This window comes from uncultured Algoriphagus sp. (assembly GCF_963974835.1).
GTDB lineage: Bacteria > Bacteroidota > Bacteroidia > Cytophagales > Cyclobacteriaceae > Algoriphagus.
Genome location: NZ_CAXBET010000001.1, coordinates 1272271 through 1290299 on the forward strand (window position 1 = coordinate 1272271; position 18029 = coordinate 1290299).

Below are 18029 nucleotides of genomic sequence, written 5' to 3' on the forward strand. Positions count from 1 at the left end.
AAGAATATAAAAACTAGGTATTTAATTAATTGTTCTTAAAACTTTAATATGCTTCCAGCAAAAAACAATCATTTCCTCGGATGAAAATCCGTTAACACCTGCCTCAAATAATCCCTGTCCAAATGGGTGTAAATTTCTGTTGTCGTAATACTTTCATGGCCGAGCATTTCCTGTACGGCACGTAGGTCAGCACCGCCTTCTATCAGATGTGTGGCAAAAGAATGTCGGAATGTGTGAGGAGAAATATTCTTTTCAATTCCAGCCATTTCAGCTGTCTTTTTAATAATTAGGAAAATCATCACTCGAGTCAGTTTCTTACCCCGCCGGTTAAGGAAGACAAATTCCTCATGTCCTTTGGCGATGGTCTGATGCACCCGCACTTCATTTTTATAGATATTCAGGTATTTCAAAGCATCTTTTCCGATGGGAACCAAGCGCTCTTTGTTACCTTTTCCTGTCACTCTAAGAAATCCAACATCTTCGAAAACCTGTCCTTTTTTCAGTTCTGTCAATTCTGAAACTCGCAATCCAGAGCTATAGAGCATCTCTAGCATGGCGCGATTGCGATGGCCCTCCGGTTCACCAAGAGGAATCGCTTCTAAAAGCTGGACAATCTCCTGATAACTCAGCGTGTCTGGTAGTTTTCTGCCAAGTTTCGGAGCTTCTAAAAGTTGAGCTGGATCTTCAGTAATTCTATCTTCATACATCAGGTATTTGTAGAAAGCTTTGATCCCCGAAATAATTCTAGCGTGTGTATAATCTGATATTTCCAGTTTGGCTAAGTCATTTACAAACTTCCTTAAGTGCTCCAATTCCAGCTCGAGCGGGCTTTTTTCAGGGAAAGTCACCTCAGAATATGCCGCCAATTTCTCTACATCCCGGGTGTAAGCTTCAATTGAATTTTCGCTTAAAGACCGCTCCAGCTTGAGGTAGTGACGGAATTGCTTGATATGGTTTTGCCAGAGATTGCTCATTGGAAGATTAAAAATTGAAATATTGGAAAATTAGGTTGGAAAGTTGGAAGGTTCAAATGTTGAAAGGTTTTAACTTTCCAACCAGAAACCAATTACCTTTGATTTGAAACCATCAAACCGAATTTTGTTTTGAAATCGAGCATAAATCAAGAGTCACACATTGCGATGTTTATCATCAATGCGAGATTCTCCCGAAGAAAATCGGGACAGGCTATGTGACGATTAAGAATCAATTATCAAGCACATGAAAATAATGATTATTAACGGCCCAAATCTTAACCTTCTGGGTAAAAGAGAGCCGGAAGTCTATGGAAGCACTTCTTTCGAAGAATATTTTGAGGGTTTGAAAAAAGCTTTTCAGGATGTTGAACTGCATTATTATCAAAGTAATGTGGAAGGTGAGCTGATCAATAAGATCCACGAGGTAGGGTTTTCTTTTGATGCCATTTTGCTGAATGCAGGAGGCTACACGCATACATCGGTAGCCATTTCAGATGCCATCGCGGGAGTGACTACGCCTACGCTGGAAATACACATTTCGAATATTTATAAGCGTGAGGAATTCCGCCACAAAAGCATTATTTCCAAATCCTGTGTCGGTATGATCTCAGGTCTTGGCTTAAAAGGATACGCCCTAGGAATTCTCTATTTTCAATAACCTATTTACCTATGCTTACATTTGCTCCCGGGCCATCTAAAGTTTATGATGCCCTTCCCACTTATTTGCAAGATGCCTACAATGAAGGTATTCTGAGTGCCAATCACCGCAGCAATGCGTTCATGCATTTGTATCAGGAAACTGAGCAGTTGATGCGCGAAAAGCTGCATATGCCGGATGATTACAAATTGCTTTTCACTTCAAGTGCGACCGAAAACTGGGAAATTATCACTCAGTCTATCGTGCAGCAAGCGAGTTTTCATATCTATTCTGGCTCTTTCGGGAAAAAGTGGATTGGCTTTGCGAAGCATATCAATCTAGCAACTGACGGTCTGAAAATCGAAGCAAATCAAACGCTCGATGTAGCGAACTTGGAGATTTCTGAGGATTTTGATCTGATCGCGCTGACGCAAAATGAAACTGCCAATGCGACGCAGGTTCCGATGTCTATAATCGAAGGGATCAAGGAAAAATATCCTGAGAAAATGATCGCTGTTGATACTACTTCTTCTATAGCAGGAATCGAGTTTGACTTCGGTTTGGCGGATATTTGGTATGGTTCAGTGCAAAAGTGCTTTGGACTTCCAGCAGGTTTGGGGATTTTGATTCTTTCTCCAAAAGCCATAGAAAAATGCGAAAGCAAAGGAGAAAAAGGGCTATACAATTCTTTGAGTTTTATCCTTGAAAATGCAGCTGGCTACCAGACTCATTATACTCCAAATGTATTGGGGATCTACTTGCTTAACCGAGTTTTGAAAGACCTGGAAGAAATCCAGCACATCGATGCGAATCTTCGCGAGCGTATGAAAAAATTGGAAAATGCCGTGGCTCAATCCAAGTCACTCAGAATGCTTGTGGACAATTCAGAGACTAGAAGTACTACGGTATTGGCGGTAACTGGTCCTGAGGAATTGATTTCAGCAGTGAAAAAGGATGCTGAAAAGGAAGGAATGCAGCTGGGTTCTGGTTATGGTCCGCATAAGCCAACCAGTTTCCGAATCGCCAATTTCCCTGCGATCACCAATGCTGAGATGGATAAGTTGATTGGGTTTTTGGGGAAATATTAAAGAAATTCAGAAAGCTGAAGTCAGAAATTTAAAAATAAAATCTATGGTTCAAGTTTATAAACTTGGACCATTTTTGTTTTTACCGCCGAGACTCAAAGTTCGCGAAGAATATTGCAAAGAATTTTTCTTTATCATTTCGTAATTTTAAAATCTTCGGTCTTATCTTAAAATCTTCCTACTTTCGCGGCATGTTTGATTTGAAGGAAATTTTATCGGTGTCTTTGATCCTTTTCTCGGTGATTGATATCCTCGGTTCTATCCCAATCATCGTCAATTTGAGGCAGAAAGTTGGTCACATCCAATCTGAGAAAGCCACTTTGGCAGCCGGGGTTTTGATGATATTATTTCTTTTGGCAGGAAAATCCATTTTGGGACTTTTTGGAATCGGGGTGGAGGACTTTGCAATTGCCGGAGCACTGATCATTTTTGCGATTGGAGCTGAGATGATCTTGGGTATTGAGTTGTTCAAGTCTGATCCTGATGCCAAAGACGGTGCTTCTATCGTGCCTATCGCTTTTCCCCTAATTGCTGGAGCTGGTACCTTGACTACTATTTTGACTCTCAAAGCTGAGTTTGCTCAGATAAATATTGGGATAGGAATTCTTCTAAATCTGATCTTGGTTTATATCGTTTTGAAAAGTACAGGTTGGCTGGAGCGGAAAATCGGTAAGACCGGTCTGGATGTCCTGAGAAGGATTTTTGGAATTATTTTGCTTTCTATTGCTGTGAAGATTTTCAAGACGAATGCTTTCCCAATCGGCGTGGATTCTGGGATTTAATCTTTTTCTCTCCTTCATTTTGACTTTCTTTGCGACATGATTACCATTTACACTGATGGCGCTGCCAAGGGAAATCCTGGTCCGGGAGGCTATGGCGCCGTTCTGAAATTCGGAAAACACCGCAAAGAACTATCTGAAGGCTTTCGATTGACGACCAATAACCGCATGGAGTTGCTGGCTGTAATTCGTGCCTTACAGGCTATTAACACAACTGAATTTCCTGTTCAGATTTATTCAGACAGCAAATATGTGGTGGATGCTATTGAAAAAGGGTGGCTTTGGGGATGGCAGAAAAAAGGCTTCAAGGACAAGAAAAATCCAGATCTCTGGTTACGCTATATTCCACTTCACCTGAAATACAAACCCAAATTCATCTGGGTAAAAGGTCATGCAGGCAACATCGAGAATGAGCGCTGTGATGTGCTTGCGGTGCAGGCCGCAGAGGGATTTGATCTGAAAGCAGATACTGGATACGAAGAAAGCCAGAAGTAAAATCTAAAATTTAAATTCAGAAGTCTGAAAATGTAACACAGACTTCAGACTTCAGATTTTATAATTTCTCCATTGTCATCAAGGGAACGTCGGCTCTATTCACCTCTGAAAGAGGTTTGTATGCTGACTCAGGATATTGCCAGCCATTTTCTCCCAACTCATAAAGTAAAGGAGCGAGGTTTTGAACAGCAGCTTTACAGCCCTGGACGATTGCTCCCATATTCCCAGTTTGCTTGGAAAGAACAGCTTCATTTTCAATTTCAAAAGGGCCAGAGAACTGACGTTCCTTTAGAATATTTACAAAAGCTCTCCAATCCATAGAATCGCCTAGTCCAAAGCCTGGAAGAGTAGCCTCGTAGTGGTGTCTATCCCAAGGATTTGTGCTGGAAGTTATCCCTGCTTTTTCAGCCCATTCAGCTCGAACTTCCTGCATGGGATACATATTCCCCCAGAATGGATCCGGGTTATTTCGGGTGGATTTCACATGGATTCTCTTCAGGCGATTCATGTCCGTGTTTTTGATCACTTCTACAGGATCGGTATGCTGCCAAACGTCGTGAGAAGGATCATAGATTTCCCCATGATTGGACTCGGGGATTAAATCATACATGATTTTCCGTGCAGCCAAAACCCCCGTCAAGTTATTGAATGTGCCGAAATGCCCTGAACTTCTCCAGCCTTCCATTGGGCAGTTTTCATAGAGAACTGTTACGCCTAGGCTATTTGCATAGCGGATTATTGGGCCAAAGATTCGCTGATATTCCAACAGATTTTTCTCAAACCCACCTTCTTGATTTCCGAGTTCTTGATTGTAACCTACGAATGTGCCGACTTTCACGTCGTTTTCATCTCCGCCAAGCAAATAAGCCATTCGGATTAGTCTCAATAGATGGTTTTGGTTCTTAATTCGCTCTGCGGGATTTCCACCGATTAGATTATCAAAAGCTCCAATAGAAAGTCGAAGCTGTTTGCCGTTGAATTTGTCTATGAGGTTTTTGGCTTCCTCAGACCCGAAGTTTTCATAATCAAGGTGTGTTGCCACAAAATCATCTCTCGTGCCATCCTTTCTAAAAACACATAAATCTAGTCCTTGAGCGCCAATTTCTATAGCCTTATCTATCGTTTGGTCAAGATTAAGTTGGTCAAAAGCAGAAGTCATAATCCAGATTGGATTTGCCATAATTAGAGAGTTAAGAGATGAGAAAAAAAGGTAGGCTCCATGCGTTCACAAACGCATAGACTACTTCCTGATTTATAAATTATGATTCGGTGTAGGAATCAGTGAACTAAAGTGAGTACAATTTCCTGAGTACCAAAGCCAGGTAGGCTTACACTTTGTGAGAGCACTAACTGTGTAGCAGATACGCTAACTACTTTAATCTCACCAACAGCCCCAGGAATTTCTATTACTTCTGTATCGACAGATAGCACTTTTGTAGATTCATCGTATTCCCAAGTGAAATCCGTAGTCTGAGGTGCTGAATCATCGCATTTAGTAGCGCCAGAATCCACAACTCCTACGTTGGTAGGGGGCTGGTAGTTAAATGTCAATAAATTGTCCAAATAACAATCGTCTATATAACTACTGGCATCAATACCGGCAGCAGTAACCGCGCTGAATTTCCAAGCGATACCAGAGCCAATTAATTCAGCATCTGATTTAGGTGGTTCATTCTCATCTTCACTGCATGATCCTAATGTTAAAAGACTAGCCAAAGCGACTAAAAAGGAAAGTTTGTACAGATATTTCATAGTGATAGCAGTGTAGATTAGAAAATCTAAAATAGGCAAAATACCCTGAAAACCTTTTTTAATTCGAAGTAACTATTATGGGGAATACCGTTTTCTGATTTCCACTTTTTGTTTCTGTCTAGTCCAAAGGGCTTGAGCCAAATCAGATGCAACCTGATCGGGATCAGATTCCTGCAGTATTCTTTTGAGTTTTTCCTCTCCCAAATCTATTCTATAACAAATCTGAAGTAAACGCTCAAATTCCCGATCCAGCATGTATGAAATGACCTTAGAAAGAAGAGTGATAGCTTTTTCTTCGTCAAATTCATCAACTTTTTCGGGCAAGTCAAAATCCTTTTGCAGAAGAAGAAAAGTTTCTTGAGACGATGAATCACTCATGAGTGTATTAAAAAAGCCCCAATTCAAATCGGGGCTAGTAATTATTTGTCTTGTTTGTCTTCAGACTTAGTCTCTTCAGGTTTTTCTTCACCAGCTGGCTCTAATACCTCGGGAGCCTGCTCACGAATAAGCTTGTACCAAGTGATTAGCTTCTTGATATCGGAAGTATATACTCTCGCTTCGTCCACTTCCGGAAGGATATGCTTCATAAAAGCCCTTAGCTCTGAATCATCTGGGTTGCTATCAAGGCCAAGATCGCCTTGAAATTCAGCTTCAATCTTTTGCATTACAGATTCTAATGGCTCAGCTCCCTCTTCTGTTAAGGTGTAGATAGAAATATCACTGAGAATAGATACACGCTGGGACATGCCTGCAACGAGCTTGGTTTTCTTCGCATCCATACTCTCTAGGATTACTCCTGTGCGTGAAGGCTTCAAAACTTTGAACAAACCGGGTTTACCGGCTACTGTGGCAAGATCTTTAAAATTCATCTGTTTTATTTTTTCGAGGCTGCAAATATAGGATTATCAATTAAATGATTCACCTAGCTTCATATTCTGTAACAAGTTCTTCCATAAACTTGGTTAATTCTTCTTTCCCGGTGCTAGCTTCTGCACTGGTGACGAAATAGTCTGGATTTTCTCCAAACATCTCCCTGGTTTTCTTCAAAAACTTCTGGATGTTTTGATCGGTTTTTGACTTGGATTGCTTGTCTGCTTTGGTAAATACCAAGGCTGTAGGCACTTCCTGAGTTCCGCACCAAAGCAAAAATTCCAAATCTATTTGCTGTGGTGGGAGTCTGCTATCGATTAATACAAATACGCCACAAAGATTTTCTCTTTTGGTAAGGTAGGTAGTAATCATACTTTCCCATCCCTGCTTCACTTTCAGGTTTACTTTAGCGAAACCGTAACCAGGTAGATCAACAAGGTACCACTTGTCATTGATCATGAAGTGATTGATCAATTGGGTTTTACCTGGTTTTTGTGAGGTTTTTGCCAGTCCTTTTTGGTTGACTAGCATATTGATCAGAGAGCTTTTCCCCACGTTTGATCTGCCTATAAAAGCAATCTCAGCGCGGTCTGGCTTTGGGCAATTTCCGGGGTTCGAATTACTGATTACAAAGGTGGCTTTCTGGATCATCTGCTAGTATTTGTTTACAAAAGTACGACATTATATGAAATGCAAAGGACGAAGGCAAACTAGAACAATTTTCCATTCCTCGTGTTTCTTCGCTATTATTGCCCTTTCAAAGACAGAATTCAGATGGCCGTAGTACCTTATAAAGACAAGCAAGATTCCAAAAAAGATCAGGTAGCAGAAATGTTCAATAACATTTCAGGCAAATATGATTTGCTCAACCATGTGCTCAGCATGGGAATTGATATTAGTTGGAGAAAAAAAGCAATTAAATATCTGAAAGATGATGAGCCCAAACTGATCTTGGATATCGCTACCGGTACTGGAGATTTTGCTATTGAGGCACTTTCATTAAATCCGGATAAGATCATCGGAGTGGATATTTCCGAAGGAATGCTCGAGGAAGGCCGGAAAAAAATGAAGAGAAAAGGTCTGGAAGATAAAATTGATCTTCAGCTTGGTGATTCTGAAGGGCTACTTTTTGAAGATAATAAGTTTGATGCTGTGATCGTTTCTTTTGGAGTCAGGAACTTTGAGAATCTGGAGAAGGGATTGGCTGATATGTATCGAGTATTGAAGCCAGGCGGGAAAGTGGTGATATTGGAATTCAGTAAGCCAACAAAAGCACCAATGAAGCAAGCGTATGCGTTTTACTCTAAAGCTATTTTGCCTCAAATCGGTAAAATTGTATCCAAAGACAATTCTGCTTATACTTATCTTCCGGAGTCAGTACAGGCCTTTCCAGACGGAATGGATTTTCTGAGAATAATGAATAGTGTCGGATTCACAAGCAACTTATGCAAACCACTCACATTTGGTATAAGCTCAATCTACGTAGGAACAAAATAGTCCTTTCGTGCATTGTACTTTTCTTGGTAGGGATTCCAGCGTTTGGGCAAGGTATGTTCGGATTGTCATCCAATTCAGGTTCTGATGACCGCACGCTGTCCTATGGGTTTTTCTTGGCGGCTCATAACAGTACGCTGAGGTTAAAATATTCTGATCGGTTTCTTGACCAAGCTACCAGTAGTACCAGTCCGTTTTCCGAAGTTAGAAGCATTCAGACGAAGTTTTCTCCAGGATTTTCTTTGGGATTTATCGGTATACTTAGGCTTCATGATCAGGTACAATTGCTTTTTACGCCAAAGGTTGGATTCTATGAATATAAGACCGAGGTGAGCTATTTTAACGATCAGATCGATTCAGAAATAATCGGAGGTGATGTTATTGTTAGTGAAGAAAATCTGGGGAAAATCATGGAGTACAGCTCTGAAGCTACTATGGTTGAGTTGCCATTGCTTTTCAAATACCGCTCCGTAAGATTCAATAACACCCGAATGTATTTTATAGGTGGAGGAAGCTATCAGTTTCGTACCAAAAGTCAGGATGAAGCCAACGTAGATGACATCGTGATGACTGGTCAAGATATTTCGCTAGAGGCAGGGATGGGATTTGAGATTTATTTCAAATACTTCAAGTTTGCTCCCGAGATCCGCTTTTCACATGGATTGAACAATATCTATCAGGCAGAAAATACACGTCCCGACCTACAGGGTGCCATCGAGTCTATCAAAAGGAAAAGCATTACTATTTATCTGAATTTTCAGTAATTCATGGGACAACACTTAAAGATCCTGAGTATCTACACTCAGGATTTTTTGTGTCTAAAGCTCTTTACTATATTGAAATATGAAAAATAAAATTGCCTTGGTTACCGGAGCAACTTCCGGAATCGGCAAGGCCGCTGCCCTTACCCTTGCCAAGATTGGTTATAATATAATAGCAACAGGAAGACGTGGAAACCGTCTGGAAGAGTTGAAGTCAGAATTGCCTGGAGGAGTTGATTTTTTACCCTTAATATTTGATGTGCGTGATAGGGAAAAAGTGTCAGACATCTTTCAGAATCTGCCTGAAAAATGGAAAGCAATCGACGTGCTGATTAATAATGCCGGAAATGCGCACGGTATTGATCCGGTACAAACTGCGAATCTTGATGACTGGGATGCGATGATGGATATCAATGTGAAAGGCCTATTATATGTTTCCAGGGCAGTTATTCCTGGAATGACAGTCCGAAGATCGGGCATGATCATCAACATAGGATCTATAGCGGGAAAGGAAGTATATCCTAATGGAAGCGTGTATTGCGGAAGCAAGCATGCTGTGGATGCAATTACAAAAGGGATGAGATTAGATTTAAATGCCTTCGGTATACGTGTGGTCGCAATTCATCCCGGACTGGTGGAGACAGAATTTTCACTGGTTCGGTTTAAAGGGGATGAAGATAAAGCGGATGCTGTCTATCAGGGAATAGAACCTTTGGTCGCTCAGGATATTGCAGATATCGTAGAGTTTGCTGTAACTAGGCCTGCTCATGTGACCATTGCTGATGTGGTGGTGCTTCCTACTTCTCAGGCCTCTGCCACACTTGTCAATAGAAAGAAATGAAGTCATTTAATCGTACTATTCAACTGCTTACAATTGCTACTGCCATTTGGAGTTGCTCTCCAGGTGAAGTGAATGTGATCGAAGAGGAGCTTGAATTATTGGAAGGCTTAGATCATGCGAAAATAAATGAAGAGCAGGTACAGGATACACTAATTCCAGAATTGGAAAAGCAGCTGACAGCACAAGGATTGGTTGATTTGGAGAAAGAGATCCCAGGCATAAAAGTAGAACTTAAGTACTCGACCACGGATAATTTTTTTGGGCAGGACGTGTATGGTGACTTAACCAAAGCATTTCTTCAGCCTGAAGTAGCTGGGTTAATGAAAAATGCGCAGGAAATGCTTCAGGCGGAGAATCCCGATTACACTCTACTGGTGTATGATGGAGTACGTCCATCCAGCGTCCAGCAGATTCTTTGGGACAATCTGGATAAGCCAGATAGTGTAAAGCCACTTTATGTAGCAGATCCCAAAGTTGGAAGTTTACACAATTTCGGAGTGGCGGTGGACCTGACTATTTTTGATACCAAAGCAGATTCCACCTTGGATATGGGGACCGGTTATGATTACTTTGGATATCCAGCTTATCCTGACCGGGAAAAACAAATGCTGGCCGAAGGGAAATTGACCAAAGCGCAAATTGCAAATCGGGATATCCTAAGAAAAGTAATGACCTCCAATGGGTTCTCTGGAATTGGTTCGGAATGGTGGCACTTCAATGCCTTCTCCAGAAAAGAAGCAGGAGAAAAGTTTGAAATCATTAAGTAAAAGTCTTTTAACAGTGTTTAAGCATAAAAAGCAATTTTCAATATTCATATACCCAACAACTCAAATCCTATGTCCTTAAAAAAATCTTTTTTCACACTTTTGCTGATTTTCAGCATTGCTGCAGTTGCACCTGCTCAGCAATTCAAAGCCTTAGTATATTCCAAAACAGCAGGTTTCCGCCATCAGTCCATCCCGAACGCTGTCGCAGCTCTAAAGAAAATGGGTGAAAAGCAGGTATTTAGTGTCTACACTTCCGAAGACCCTAAAGTATTGGAAGAAGAAAGCCTGATGAAGTATGATGTACTTATTTTGGTGAGTACAACCGGGACAATTTTCGATGAAGCTGGACGTGCTTCTTTGCAGAAGTTTATCCAAAGTGGAAAAGGTATAGTTGGAGTTCATGCAGCAGCAGACTCTGAATACGATTGGCCTTGGTATAACAAAATGATGGGAGCATACTTCCTATCTCACCCAGCTCAGCAAACCCTGCGTTTGGATGTGGTAGATCAGAATCATCCTGCAACCTGGCACTTACCAAAAAACTGGATGTGGACAGATGAATTATACGAATACAAAGACATCAATCCAGATTTGAAAGTCTTAATCAAAGCGGATGAAAGTACTTACAAAGTAGCTAAAGGGAATGGTGAAAATCATCCAATGGCTTGGTATCATGAGTTTGAAGGAGGAAGAGTGTTTTATACTGCTTTAGGTCATGTGGATTCTGCTTGGGAAGATGATGTTTTTCTGAAGCACCTTTACGGTGGTATTTGGTATGCCGCTACCGGTCATCCATTCAAATAAGTACATTTGTTATGAAAATGGGATTTGCTGGAACTTAATGCCGGCAAATCGGTTTTCTAAACAAAAATCAAGAATACCATGCTAAAAGCACAAGCAAGACCTGTACACCTCTATATGGAGGCCAATCCGAACCCGAATTCCCTGAAATTTGTCGCCAATTTTATGTTGGTAGACGAGGGGGTAAGTTTTGATTTTCCGGATGCTGAAAGTGCCAAAATCAGTCCCCTTGCCTTAGAATTATTTAACTTTGCGGCTGTAGAGCGCGTATTTATTGCTTCAAATTTTGTGACGGTCACCAAATCTGAATCAGTAGAATGGGCGGAGATCCAAGGCATAGTACGTGATCATATCAAGCACTATTTGGAAGCTGGAAAAGCTCCTGTTCCTATTGGATTTGATAAAGATCCGCTCTTCGATGAGAATGATTCTGAAGTAGTGAAAAAAATCAAAGGAATTTTGGATGAATATATCCGCCCTGCGGTGGAGCAAGATGGTGGAGCAATAGTTTTTCATTCCTTCCATGAAGGAGTGGTAAAAGTACAGTTGCAAGGCTCTTGCTCAGGGTGTCCATCCAGTACGGTGACATTGAAAGCTGGTATTCAAAACCTTCTTACCAGAATGCTTCCTGAAGTTAAGGAAGTGGTAGCAGAAGGAGTTTAATCTTTTTTATGGGTAAGAGAGATTGGTCCTGGGCGATTCTTGGAGTTATTGCTTTGGGGATACGCTATGTGGCGGCTCAAAACCCAGAGGCAACGGATACTATTTATTCTAGAATTTTCTTTCCGGGAATCCGGAATGTAATTGATATAACGCTGGGAAGATTGCCTTTTCCCAGCGTTTATTTGTTTATAGTCTCAGTGATGCTAGTCTTGGGGATCTACCTTTACAAGCTTCGCAAGAATATTGGTTGGGAAAACAAAGTACTCTATTCCTTACGTGCGTTGACAAATGGATTGGGTGCATTGATTTTCTTTTTTCTTTTTCTCTGGGGGTTTAATTACCAGAGAACACCAATTGTAGACCAATTGGGCCTAAGTCCCAAGTCCATGAATTTGGAACAGCTGAAAAGCGAAGTGCTGATTACTCAGCGCTTGGTCCAGCAGTACCGCAATTCCATTACTCTGGACACAACAGCCATCGAAGAAATTTTGCCTTATCCAGATCTGGAAAAACTTGTAAGAGCCAACATCGCTGATAATTTGGATATGTTGGGACTGAATTTTACTGGAAGACCTCGGACAAAGCTTTTTCCTCCTCCAGGCTTTATGCGGAAGATGGGGATTCTCGGGATTTATTTTCCTTTTACAGGAGAAAGCTACATTGATCCTACCTTGCATGCGCTGGAGAAACCATTTACCGTCGCCCATGAAATGGCGCATAGCTATGGAGTGACAGACGAGGGCGAAGCAAATTTTATTGCTTGGGTGATCTGCACCAATTCGGATGATCCTTTGCTACGCTACTCTGGTCAGTTGAGATTATTGACTTACCAGATCCGGGATTATTATAGAATGGCGCCTGAAGATTATAAGGAGTGGGTGAAAACTTTAGATAGAGGAGTGAGAAATGATTTAATTTCTCTGCAAAAAGCCAGTGAAGCCATCAAAGCTTATTCACTCGAATTGAGTAGAAAGACGAATGATGTATTTCTTAAGACCCAAGGAGTGAAAGCAGGAATTAATAGCTATCAGCAATTACCAAAATTAGCTTTTGCTTGGAGAGAGCGGATGAAGTGGGAGTAGAGCAACTATAAATCTCTATTGACTTTTTTAGATTTAGTTTGAACGGATCTTACAAAATTACTATTTTGACTTTCGTTCTAATCGATCCTTATTTTTCCTGATCCTATCAAGAAATATCTTTTTATTTAAAAAACAACTTATGCGCACGTTTATAGCCACTTTATGGGTGTTACTTTTTAGTCAAATTGCTATAGCTCAAATTACCATGCAAACTGTAAATGGCGAGGAAGGAAGCATGGAATTATATGTGACTAATATGGGAAATGTACCTTATACGATATTAATTGATTATACGGAACGTGCAAATTTAAACTCATCGGGTAATTCAGGTCTGGTGGTGGCTAGACCGGGAAAATCAAAAGTTGCAACCTTAAACCGTGTAAAAGAAGGTCAGACTACCAGTCTTGCGTATACTTATTCTTTTATAAAGGGCGATTATTTCGGTAAATCCAAAAAGGATCCTCTATATCTAATTCCCTTGTCTGAAGGCACTGTTGTAACAGGAAATAGAATGACTCATATAGAGAATCAGCTCCAACCAAATAAGGAAAATACAGATTATGTTGGTGTTTCATTTAGTTTTGACATGCCTACAGAAATATTGGCCCCTCGTAAAGGAGTGGTCTCAGAAATCAGTATGAATAAATATCCTGATAAAAATAATTTAGCTTTTGATCGGTCAGAAAACTATATAGAGCTTTTCCATGATGATGGTTCATTAACCAAAATAATGGTTTTGCGTCCTGGCAGTGAAAAAGTTAAGCTCGGTCAAGAGGTGTTTCCCGGAGATGTTTTAGCAGAATCAGGAGGAGAAGACTACAACTCAGGTTTACATGTAAGATTAGCTAATATGAAACCTGTAAAAGATGGTAAGTCAAAATTGAAGTATGAGATGGTGCCTATGAAATTTATATCTAAGGAAGGAGTTTCAGACTTAGCTAAAAGTGAACGCTTAAATGTGGTGCATCCAGAAGAAGTAATCACTGCAGAAATGAGCAAAAAAGAGCTGAAAGCCTTTTTGGCTGGAAATCCTGATTGATCGATTATTTTCTATTGCCAAACCAAACTCCAATGATCACTGCAACAATTCCTATATAGTGACCGAAAAGCAAAACTTCGCCGTCCAATACTCCCCAGAATATTGCGACAATGGGGATGATGTAAGTTACTGAAGCAGCAAAAACGGGTGTGGCAGTCTTTACCATTACATTGAAGATGATCAGTGCAATCGCTGTTCCCATCACGCCTAGCAATGTGACATATCCCAATGCAGTAAGTGCACCTTCGATATTTACTACTTTATAAGAAAACTGTGTTCCTGCCATCAGATAGATCAAAGCCGCTGGCAACACCATGATTAGAGAGATCGCAGTGATTTCAATAGGTTTGAGTTTTTGGAAACGGTATTTGATGATGTTGAGATTAAAACCATAGCAGATGCAAGCAAGGATCACATAGAACGCATGGGAATTAATATCTGCAAAAGCTCCGAATCCAGCTCCTTCTTTCACAGTCACCAGTATAAACACTCCTATAAATGCAATGGCTAAGCCGATTCCATTCCTGCGGGTGATTTTAGAATGGAAAAACAAAGCACCGATTACAACCACGGAAAGGGGAGTCAGTGCATTCAAAACTCCCGTTAGAGAGCTGCTGAGCTGGGTTTGCGCTTTCGCAAAAAGAAATGCAGGAATGAAACTTCCAACTAGTCCTACAATGATCAGATTTTTGATCTGAGTTTTATCGAGATTTTTGATCCTTGGGATGGAAAGAGGCAATAAGAAAGTGGCGGCAGCGACTATTCTATATGCTCCCACTTCTCCAGGAGAAAATACCTCCAGGCCTCTTTTGATCAAGATAAATGAACTGCCCCAGATCAAGGACAAAAGAATGAGTAAACCCCAGTTTTTGAGGTTGCTGTCGTTGGTGGTAGTTGACATTTAATGAAGTAGGAAAGTGGCGAAAAAGGAAAGTGGTAAAGTTGTAAATGATATATCAACTCTACCACATTTTAACTTTCTACTAAAATACGTGATCTGCATAGACATTCGAAACCTGTTCCAAAATCTCGCATACATGCCCATAGGTTTCCGCTGTGACCATTTCTGCGCGGTATTGTTTGAAATTAGGCATACCGCGGAAATAATTGGTATAGTGTCTCCTCATTTCGAGTATACCGAGTTTTTCACCTTTCCACTCTACAGAGAAGTCCAAGTGTTTTTTTGCGACAGCTATTCTTTCTTCCAATCCCGGGGCGGCAAGCTTTTCACCAGTCGCTAGGAAATGTTTGATTTCATTAAAGATCCAGGGATAGCCGATTGATGCTCTGCCAATCATCATGCCATCTACGTTATACTTGCTTTTGTACTCCTGAGCTTTTTCAGGTGAATCAATATCTCCGTTTCCGAAAACTGGAATATGCAGGCGGGGATTTTCCTTAACTTTATTTAGATAGCTCCAGTCAGCTTCACCTTTATACATCTGCTTTCGCGTGCGTGCATGTATACTGATCGCTTGAATCCCTACATCCTGAAGGCGCTCAGCCACTTCGACTATACGAATAGTGTCATTGTCCCATCCAAGTCGTGTTTTGACTGTTACGGGGATATTTACTGCTTTTACGATTTCGGCAGTCATGGAAACCATTTTATCGATATCCAAAAGGATTCCAGCGCCGGCACCTTTACATGCTACTTTGTTCACAGGACAGCCATAATTAATGTCCAGTATATCCGGTTTGGCTTCCTCTACTATGGCTGCTGCTTCCCGCATCGAGGCGATTTCATTTCCGAAAATCTGAATACCGATTGGCTTTTCATAATCGAAAATATCCAGCTTCGCCACGCTTTTTGCCGCATCCCGGATCAAGCCTTCTGAACTGATAAATTCTGTATACATGAGGTCCGCGCCATTCTGTTTGCAGACTGCTCTGAACGGCGGATCACTGACATCTTCCATCGGTGCTAGCAACAATGGGAAGTCTCCTAACTCCAAGTTTCCTATCTTAACCACTTCTTATTTTAAATTTGCACGTAAATTTACCTCAATTATGGAGATATACGAAACTGAATCTGAAATTGCCAAGAGAAAGAGTTGGCTTTTATCCCTGGTAGTCACGGTTTTAGTGTCAATTGGCGTGCTGATAGTACTTCAAGTAATAGCGCTTGCTGTGGCTCCAATGCTATTTAATATCAGCATGGAAGAGATCATGGGCCTTATTTTAGGTGATTATTCTCATCCAAATGGTCGGATGGCAATGTATTTTATACAGGGTATTGGTTCTGGAATAGGATTTTGGGTGGCGGCGTATGTGATTATGTATTTCATAGATAAAGCTGATCTTCATTGGGAAATTCAACTGCCAAGATTCAATCCTGCTGGAGCTGGGCTGGTGCTGTTAATTGCTTTGGGTGGAATGCTATTCAATGGAATACTGGTTTACTGGAATTCACAGTTGGTTCTTCCTGAATTTATGTCCGGCATGGAAAGCTGGATGCAGGAAATGGAAACTCAGTTAATGGAAATGACTAAATTTCTAACCGATTTTCAGACCATTCCAGAATTGCTCATGGGCGTTTTGGTAATAGGTATATTAGCTGGTATTGGTGAAGAAATGTTTTTTAGAGGATTGATCCAGCCCAAAATGCACTTATATACCGGGAATGCTCATGTAGGGATCTGGTTAACGGCATTTATATTCTCGGCCATTCACATTCAATTTTACGGTTTTCTTCCGCGATTATTTTTAGGAGGTATGTTTGGTTACCTTTATTATTACTCTGGAAGTCTTACCTATCCAATATTCGCACATATAATAAACAATACCGTCACTGTATTGATGGTATATGCTTCTAATGAAGGGATGATTGATTTCGATATGGAATCTACGGATACGGTTTCCTATCCTGCTGCGATGATTGGTTTGTTGGTTCTTTTGGCAGGAATCTTTTACTTTAAGAAAATAAATAAACCCAATGGAGAACTGGAACAAGGTGTTTGAAAGTCCAATGCAAGTGAGAGCTGAGATAGTGAAAGGAGTGTTGGAGGAGCATAAAATACAAGCTGTCATATTGAATAAAAAGGAAACCGTTTATCAGATTTTTGGAAACTACGAGGTGCATGTGCAGCGTGAAGATTTAATTTTGGCGAATAACCTTATCCAGAATGAGATCACGTTTTAGTATTAATAACTACAGTAATCTAGGTCAGAGAGCAATCACAGCATTATTTGGAGCACTGGTAATACTGGGCGGGTGCATATATTCTGACTATGCATATTTTCTGGTTTTCGCGGCGATTTTAGCATTTTCCCAAATGGAGTTCTACAAGCTTAGCGGCTTGGACGGAATGCTTCCGCTGAAGAGTTTTGGGACATTTCTGGGTTTGATGATTTTTTCACTGACATTTCTGGTGGAAAAAGAACATTTACCTATGAAATACTTCTATTTTATTTTTCCGATCGTATCGCTTACTTTTTTTATCAAGCTATATAAGAAAACTGATAAGAAACCATTTACTGGCGTTGCATATACTTTTTTAGGCCTTTTTTATGTTGCTGTGCCATTTTCGCTTCTTAACCTTTCCGTATTCTCTGTAGGAGCTACCTACAATTATGAGATTATCATTGGATGTCTTATGATTCTTTGGGCGAGTGACACGGGAGCTTATTTTGCGGGAACAAAATTTGGTAAGACTAAGTTATTCGAACGTGTTTCGCCAAAGAAGTCCTGGGAAGGATTTCTCGGAGGAGCTTTTTCAGCTATAGGAGTTGCATTCATTCTGACAAGATATTTTCACGTCATTGAAGATTGGAAATGGTTGGTGATTGCAGGGATTATTATCATAGCTGGTACTTATGGAGACCTGATTGAGTCGCTGTTCAAGCGTTCTATTGAAATAAAGGATTCTGGGAGAGGGCTTCCTGGGCACGGTGGATTTATGGATCGTTTTGACGGATTGTTACTTTCGGCCCCATTTATAACTGCCTTTTTGAAAATCTTCTAATTACACCCTCAGTTGATTGAAAAT

The 18029-nt window shown here is 40.7% G+C and carries 23 protein-coding genes; 15 read left to right on the plus strand and 8 right to left on the minus strand.

Annotated features, from left to right (window positions below):
* Positions 1-68: 68 nt before the first annotated feature.
* Positions 69-974 (minus strand): site-specific tyrosine recombinase XerD, encoded by a 906-nt coding sequence (xerD, locus tag AACZ73_RS05665; RefSeq protein WP_339876169.1) that lies wholly within the window; start codon positions 972-974, stop codon positions 69-71.
* Positions 975-1218: 244 nt separating this feature from the next.
* Between xerD and aroQ the strand changes: the two genes are divergently transcribed.
* The 4 genes from aroQ (at position 1219) to rnhA (ending at position 3970) form a co-directional block, all read left to right on the plus strand.
* The gene (gene aroQ, locus AACZ73_RS05670; RefSeq protein ID WP_283414734.1) at positions 1219-1632 is read left to right on the plus strand and encodes a type II 3-dehydroquinate dehydratase; all 414 of its coding nucleotides are present in this window, start codon (positions 1219-1221) and stop codon (positions 1630-1632) included.
* Between the two features lie 11 nt (positions 1633-1643).
* Entirely contained in the window at positions 1644-2699 is a 1056-nt protein-coding gene (locus AACZ73_RS05675) for an aminotransferase class V-fold PLP-dependent enzyme (protein WP_339876171.1), read from the plus strand.
* Positions 2700-2887: 188 nt separating this feature from the next.
* Complete coding sequence (locus AACZ73_RS05680) at positions 2888-3478, plus strand: MarC family protein (RefSeq protein WP_339876173.1); 591 nt, start codon at positions 2888-2890, stop codon at positions 3476-3478.
* A gap of 36 nt (positions 3479-3514) precedes the next feature.
* Positions 3515-3970, plus strand: coding sequence for a ribonuclease HI (gene rnhA, locus AACZ73_RS05685; protein WP_339876174.1), 456 nt, complete (start codon positions 3515-3517; stop codon positions 3968-3970).
* A 58-nt stretch (positions 3971-4028) separates the two neighbouring features.
* On the opposite strand, the gene AACZ73_RS05690 is transcribed toward rnhA, so the two are convergent.
* The 5 genes from AACZ73_RS05690 to yihA all read right to left on the minus strand — a co-directional run bounded on the left by AACZ73_RS05690 (position 4029) and on the right by yihA (position 7243).
* Entirely contained in the window at positions 4029-5150 is a 1122-nt protein-coding gene (locus tag AACZ73_RS05690) for a sugar phosphate isomerase/epimerase (protein ID WP_339876176.1), read from the minus strand.
* Positions 5151-5248: 98 nt separating this feature from the next.
* The gene (locus tag AACZ73_RS05695; RefSeq protein ID WP_339876178.1) at positions 5249-5722 is read right to left on the minus strand and encodes a hypothetical protein; all 474 of its coding nucleotides are present in this window, start codon (positions 5720-5722) and stop codon (positions 5249-5251) included.
* Between the two features lie 75 nt (positions 5723-5797).
* Positions 5798-6100: a hypothetical protein gene (locus AACZ73_RS05700; RefSeq protein WP_339876180.1), complete on the minus strand. Its 303-nt coding sequence runs from the start codon at positions 6098-6100 to the stop codon at positions 5798-5800.
* A 41-nt stretch (positions 6101-6141) separates the two neighbouring features.
* Positions 6142-6591: a DUF5606 domain-containing protein gene (locus AACZ73_RS05705; RefSeq protein WP_339876182.1), complete on the minus strand. Its 450-nt coding sequence runs from the start codon at positions 6589-6591 to the stop codon at positions 6142-6144.
* Between the two features lie 49 nt (positions 6592-6640).
* The gene (gene yihA / locus AACZ73_RS05710; protein WP_339876184.1) at positions 6641-7243 is read right to left on the minus strand and encodes a ribosome biogenesis GTP-binding protein YihA/YsxC; all 603 of its coding nucleotides are present in this window, start codon (positions 7241-7243) and stop codon (positions 6641-6643) included.
* A 123-nt stretch (positions 7244-7366) separates the two neighbouring features.
* Between yihA and ubiE the strand changes: the two genes are divergently transcribed.
* The 8 genes from ubiE to AACZ73_RS05750 all read left to right on the plus strand — a co-directional run bounded on the left by ubiE (position 7367) and on the right by AACZ73_RS05750 (position 14040).
* Positions 7367-8089, plus strand: coding sequence for a bifunctional demethylmenaquinone methyltransferase/2-methoxy-6-polyprenyl-1,4-benzoquinol methylase UbiE (ubiE, locus tag AACZ73_RS05715; protein WP_339876186.1), 723 nt, complete (start codon positions 7367-7369; stop codon positions 8087-8089).
* Positions 8038-8850: a porin family protein gene (locus AACZ73_RS05720; RefSeq protein ID WP_339876189.1), complete on the plus strand. Its 813-nt coding sequence runs from the start codon at positions 8038-8040 to the stop codon at positions 8848-8850. Before ubiE ends, AACZ73_RS05720 begins: the two co-directional genes overlap by 52 nt.
* 79 nt (positions 8851-8929) lie before the next feature.
* Positions 8930-9688 carry an SDR family NAD(P)-dependent oxidoreductase gene (locus tag AACZ73_RS05725; RefSeq protein ID WP_339876191.1) on the plus strand — a complete coding sequence of 253 codons (759 nt, stop codon included), beginning with the start codon at positions 8930-8932 and terminating at the stop codon, positions 9686-9688.
* Positions 9685-10455, plus strand: a complete 771-nt coding sequence (locus AACZ73_RS05730) for a M15 family metallopeptidase (RefSeq protein ID WP_339876193.1) — start codon at positions 9685-9687, stop codon at positions 10453-10455. The genes AACZ73_RS05725 and AACZ73_RS05730 overlap by 4 nt, the downstream gene beginning before the upstream one ends.
* Before the next feature lie 69 nt (positions 10456-10524).
* Positions 10525-11259 (plus strand): ThuA domain-containing protein, encoded by a 735-nt coding sequence (locus tag AACZ73_RS05735; protein ID WP_339876194.1) that lies wholly within the window; start codon positions 10525-10527, stop codon positions 11257-11259.
* Positions 11260-11337: 78 nt separating this feature from the next.
* Positions 11338-11919: a NifU family protein gene (locus tag AACZ73_RS05740; protein WP_339876196.1), complete on the plus strand. Its 582-nt coding sequence runs from the start codon at positions 11338-11340 to the stop codon at positions 11917-11919.
* Between the two features lie 8 nt (positions 11920-11927).
* Positions 11928-13001, plus strand: a complete 1074-nt coding sequence (locus AACZ73_RS05745) for a DUF3810 domain-containing protein (protein WP_339876198.1) — start codon at positions 11928-11930, stop codon at positions 12999-13001.
* Positions 13002-13140: 139 nt separating this feature from the next.
* Entirely contained in the window at positions 13141-14040 is a 900-nt protein-coding gene (locus tag AACZ73_RS05750) for a peptidoglycan DD-metalloendopeptidase family protein (RefSeq protein WP_339876200.1), read from the plus strand.
* A 4-nt stretch (positions 14041-14044) separates the two neighbouring features.
* Here the strand turns inward: AACZ73_RS05750 and AACZ73_RS05755 are convergent, their stop codons facing one another.
* Positions 14045-14941, minus strand: a complete 897-nt coding sequence (locus AACZ73_RS05755) for a DMT family transporter (protein WP_339876202.1) — start codon at positions 14939-14941, stop codon at positions 14045-14047.
* A gap of 82 nt (positions 14942-15023) precedes the next feature.
* On the minus strand, positions 15024-16013 hold the full coding sequence (gene dusB, locus AACZ73_RS05760; protein WP_339876204.1) for a tRNA dihydrouridine synthase DusB: 990 nt from the start codon (positions 16011-16013) through the stop codon (positions 15024-15026).
* 37 nt (positions 16014-16050) lie between these two features.
* On the opposite strand from dusB, the gene AACZ73_RS05765 reads away from it, so the two are divergent.
* From AACZ73_RS05765 to AACZ73_RS05775, 3 genes are read left to right on the plus strand one after another with little or no spacing between them, the layout of a single operon-like run.
* Complete coding sequence (locus tag AACZ73_RS05765; RefSeq protein WP_339876206.1) at positions 16051-17001, plus strand: CPBP family intramembrane glutamic endopeptidase; 951 nt, start codon at positions 16051-16053, stop codon at positions 16999-17001.
* A complete protein-coding gene (locus tag AACZ73_RS05770) occupies positions 16976-17182 on the plus strand; it encodes a DUF2007 domain-containing protein (protein ID WP_339876208.1) in 207 nt (68 codons plus the stop codon). The genes AACZ73_RS05765 and AACZ73_RS05770 overlap by 26 nt, the downstream gene beginning before the upstream one ends.
* Complete coding sequence (locus AACZ73_RS05775) at positions 17166-18005, plus strand: phosphatidate cytidylyltransferase (protein ID WP_339876210.1); 840 nt, start codon at positions 17166-17168, stop codon at positions 18003-18005. The genes AACZ73_RS05770 and AACZ73_RS05775 overlap by 17 nt, the downstream gene beginning before the upstream one ends.
* The last annotated feature ends 24 nt before the right edge of the window (positions 18006-18029 follow it).

Coding starts and splice junctions, on each gene's coding strand:
- AACZ73_RS05740 (WP_339876196.1), top strand. CDS start 11,338: ATGCTAAAAGCACAAGCAAGACCTGTACACCTCTATATGGAGGCCAAT.
- AACZ73_RS05695 (WP_339876178.1), bottom strand. CDS start 5,722: ATGAAATATCTGTACAAACTTTCCTTTTTAGTCGCTTTGGCTAGTCTT.
- AACZ73_RS05705 (WP_339876182.1), bottom strand. CDS start 6,591: ATGAATTTTAAAGATCTTGCCACAGTAGCCGGTAAACCCGGTTTGTTC.
- AACZ73_RS05765 (WP_339876206.1), top strand. CDS start 16,051: ATGGAGATATACGAAACTGAATCTGAAATTGCCAAGAGAAAGAGTTGG.
- AACZ73_RS05775 (WP_339876210.1), top strand. CDS start 17,166: ATGAGATCACGTTTTAGTATTAATAACTACAGTAATCTAGGTCAGAGA.
- rnhA (WP_339876174.1), top strand. CDS start 3,515: ATGATTACCATTTACACTGATGGCGCTGCCAAGGGAAATCCTGGTCCG.
- aroQ (WP_283414734.1), top strand. CDS start 1,219: ATGAAAATAATGATTATTAACGGCCCAAATCTTAACCTTCTGGGTAAA.
- yihA (WP_339876184.1), bottom strand. CDS start 7,243: ATGATCCAGAAAGCCACCTTTGTAATCAGTAATTCGAACCCCGGAAAT.
- AACZ73_RS05690 (WP_339876176.1), bottom strand. CDS start 5,150: ATGGCAAATCCAATCTGGATTATGACTTCTGCTTTTGACCAACTTAAT.
- AACZ73_RS05680 (WP_339876173.1), top strand. CDS start 2,888: ATGTTTGATTTGAAGGAAATTTTATCGGTGTCTTTGATCCTTTTCTCG.
- AACZ73_RS05750 (WP_339876200.1), top strand. CDS start 13,141: ATGCGCACGTTTATAGCCACTTTATGGGTGTTACTTTTTAGTCAAATT.
- ubiE (WP_339876186.1), top strand. CDS start 7,367: ATGGCCGTAGTACCTTATAAAGACAAGCAAGATTCCAAAAAAGATCAG.
- AACZ73_RS05725 (WP_339876191.1), top strand. CDS start 8,930: ATGAAAAATAAAATTGCCTTGGTTACCGGAGCAACTTCCGGAATCGGC.
- AACZ73_RS05720 (WP_339876189.1), top strand. CDS start 8,038: ATGCAAACCACTCACATTTGGTATAAGCTCAATCTACGTAGGAACAAA.
- AACZ73_RS05755 (WP_339876202.1), bottom strand. CDS start 14,941: ATGTCAACTACCACCAACGACAGCAACCTCAAAAACTGGGGTTTACTC.
- AACZ73_RS05735 (WP_339876194.1), top strand. CDS start 10,525: ATGTCCTTAAAAAAATCTTTTTTCACACTTTTGCTGATTTTCAGCATT.
- AACZ73_RS05770 (WP_339876208.1), top strand. CDS start 16,976: ATGGAGAACTGGAACAAGGTGTTTGAAAGTCCAATGCAAGTGAGAGCT.
- AACZ73_RS05700 (WP_339876180.1), bottom strand. CDS start 6,100: ATGAGTGATTCATCGTCTCAAGAAACTTTTCTTCTTCTGCAAAAGGAT.
- AACZ73_RS05730 (WP_339876193.1), top strand. CDS start 9,685: ATGAAGTCATTTAATCGTACTATTCAACTGCTTACAATTGCTACTGCC.
- AACZ73_RS05745 (WP_339876198.1), top strand. CDS start 11,928: ATGGGTAAGAGAGATTGGTCCTGGGCGATTCTTGGAGTTATTGCTTTG.
- xerD (WP_339876169.1), bottom strand. CDS start 974: ATGAGCAATCTCTGGCAAAACCATATCAAGCAATTCCGTCACTACCTC.
- AACZ73_RS05675 (WP_339876171.1), top strand. CDS start 1,644: ATGCTTACATTTGCTCCCGGGCCATCTAAAGTTTATGATGCCCTTCCC.